Below are 2,575 nucleotides of genomic sequence, written 5' to 3' on the forward strand. Positions count from 1 at the left end.
ACTGCGGCTGGAGCGATCTCGGTTCCTGGGAAGCCTTCTATGAGGTCTCGCCCAAGGACGGCGACGGCAACGCCTGCGAAGGCGACGTCATCGTGGACAACGCCAGCAACTGCTATCTGCGCAGTTCCGGCCGCCTCATCGCCGCGCTGGATGTGCATGATCTGGCCGTGGTGGAAACCCGCGACGCCATCCTCGTCACCGATCGCCGCAAGTCGCAGGACGTGAAGCATGTGGTGGAAAAGCTCAAGCTGGAAAAACGGCCAGAATCCGACATCCATCTCAAGGTGTATCGTCCCTGGGGCAGCTACGAGACGCTTATTTTGTCCGATCGTTTTCAGGTGAAGCGCATTGTGGTGAATCCGGGCGAGGAAAATTCCCTGCAGCTTCACTATCACAGGGCCGAACACTGGATTGTGGTGAGCGGCACGGCCGAAGTCACCATTGGCGACGAGGTTCGTCTGCTTACGGAAAACGAATCTGTGTATGTTCCGCTCGGCATGAAGCATCGCATCAAGAATCCCGGCACCATTCCGCTGGTCTTTATTGAAGTGCAGTCCGGCGCCTACCTGGGAGAAGACGACATTGTGCGCCTTCAGGACAACTACGGTCGGGCAGGGGAGGTGCAGGCGTGAACCTTTCCGGATTCAAGGCCTACGACGTGCGGGGACGATATCCTTCCACACTGAATGAGGGGCTGGCGCGACAGACAGGCTATGCCTACGCGCGCGAGTTCCGGGCGAAAAACGTGGTCATCGGGCGCGATGTGCGTCTCTCCGGGCCTGCGCTGTACGAGGCCCTGGCCGAAGGACTGCGCGCCGCGGGCGCAAACGTGACCGGCATAGGCGTGTGCGGCACCGAGGAAATCTACTATGCCGCCTTTGCGCAGGGCTTTGACGGCGGCATCATGGTCACGGGCAGCCACAATCCTGCCGATGAGAACGGTTTTAAGATGGTGCGCGGCGGAGCCGTTCCCGTGAGCGGCGATTCCGGGCTTTTCGCCATACGCGACCGCATTGCCGCAGGACAGAACATTCCTTCAACGCTGAGCGGCAGTTTCGTCGAAGCGAGTTTCCGCGACGAGTACGTCGAACATCTTCTGAGCTACGTGCATCCGGCGTCGCTCAAGCGGTTCCGCATCGTGGCCGACGCCGGCAACGGCTGTGCGGGGCTTGTCGTCTCCAGACTGGCCGAGCGTCTGCCGCTCGACATCGAACTTATTCACGGCGAGCCCGACGGAACCTTTCCCCACGGAGTACCGAATCCGCTGCTGCCGGAAAACCGTGAACTGACATCCCGGGTCGTGCGTGAATGCGGGGCCGATTTCGGTCTGGCCTGGGACGGCGATTTCGACCGCTGCTTTTTCTACGACGCTTCGGGGCGTTTCATCGAAGGCTACTACATCGTGGGCATGATCGCCGAAGCGCTGCTGAAACGGCATCCGGGAGCGAAGATCATTCACGATCCGCGCCTTGTCTGGAACACGCAGGCCGTGGTGCGGGCTGCCGGGGGCGTGCCCATAGAATCCAAGACCGGCCACGCCTTCATCAAGGAGCGCATGCGCGCCGAAGACGCTCTCTACGGCGGCGAAATGAGCGCGCATCACTATTTCCGCAACTTTGCTTACTGCGATTCCGGCATGATTTCGTGGCTGCTGGTGACGCAGTTTCTGAGCGATTCCGGCAAGACGCTGGCCGAATGTGTGGACGACCGCATCAGGGCTTTTCCGTGCAGCGGGGAAATCAATTCCCGCGTGGACGACATGGTCGCCGTGTTGAAGCGCGTGGAAGACAAGTATGCCGCGCTTCCCGGGGCAACGGTCACTCATGTGGACGGTCTTTCCGTGGCCTTTCCTGACTGGCGCTTCAATCTGCGCGGCTCCAACACCGAACCGGTGCTGCGTCTCAACGTGGAAAGCCGCGGCGATAAAACGCTCATGGAAGGCAAAACCGAAGAACTGCTGAAGAACATCCGGGGATAATCCCGCAACATACACGAGGAATCATTCATGAAAACCGCGCTCATCACCGGCGTCACCGGTCAGGACGGCTCCTATCTTGCCGAATTTTTGCTGGAAAAGGGCTACGACGTACACGGCGTCGTGCGTCGTTCCGCCACGGAAAAACGCGAACGCATCGATCATCTGGAAGGACATCCGCATTTTCATCTGCACTACGGCGATCTTGCCGATTCCATGAGTCTGGTGCGCATCGTGGGACTGGTGAAGCCTGACGAACTCTACAATCTCGCGGCGCAGAGCCATGTGCAGGTGAGCTTCGAGGTGCCGGAATACACGGCCGACGTGGTGGCCACCGGCGTGCTGCGCGTGCTCGAAGCCGTGCGCCTTTGCGGTCTGGAAAAGACCTGCCGCGTCTATCAGGCGTCCACCTCCGAGCTGTACGGCAAGGTGGAGGAGTGCCCGCAGAGCGAAACTACGCCCTTTCATCCCTATTCCCCCTACGCCGTGGCCAAGCAGTACGGCTTCTGGATCACCAAGGAATACCGCGAAGCCTACGGTATGTTCGCCTGTTCCGGAATTCTGTTCAATCATGAATCCGAACGCCGCGGCGAAACCTTC

Annotated in this window: 3 protein-coding genes; all 3 read left to right on the forward strand. The window is 60.0% G+C overall.

The features are described from left to right. Window positions 1-632, forward strand: a 632-nt coding sequence (locus ACZM96_RS10545) for a cupin domain-containing protein (protein WP_489489007.1), incomplete at its 5' end; no start/stop codon positions are given. Further along, window positions 629-1,978, forward strand: coding sequence for a phosphohexomutase domain-containing protein (locus ACZM96_RS10550; protein ID WP_489489009.1), 1,350 nt, complete (start codon window positions 629-631; stop codon window positions 1,976-1,978). The genes ACZM96_RS10545 and ACZM96_RS10550, both read left to right, overlap by 4 nt. Before the next feature lie 27 nt (window positions 1,979-2,005). Beyond that, window positions 2,006-2,575 (forward strand): GDP-mannose 4,6-dehydratase (locus ACZM96_RS10555; protein ID WP_489489011.1); only part of this gene is annotated, 570 nt, incomplete at its 3' end.

The organism is Mailhella sp. (assembly GCF_057866825.1).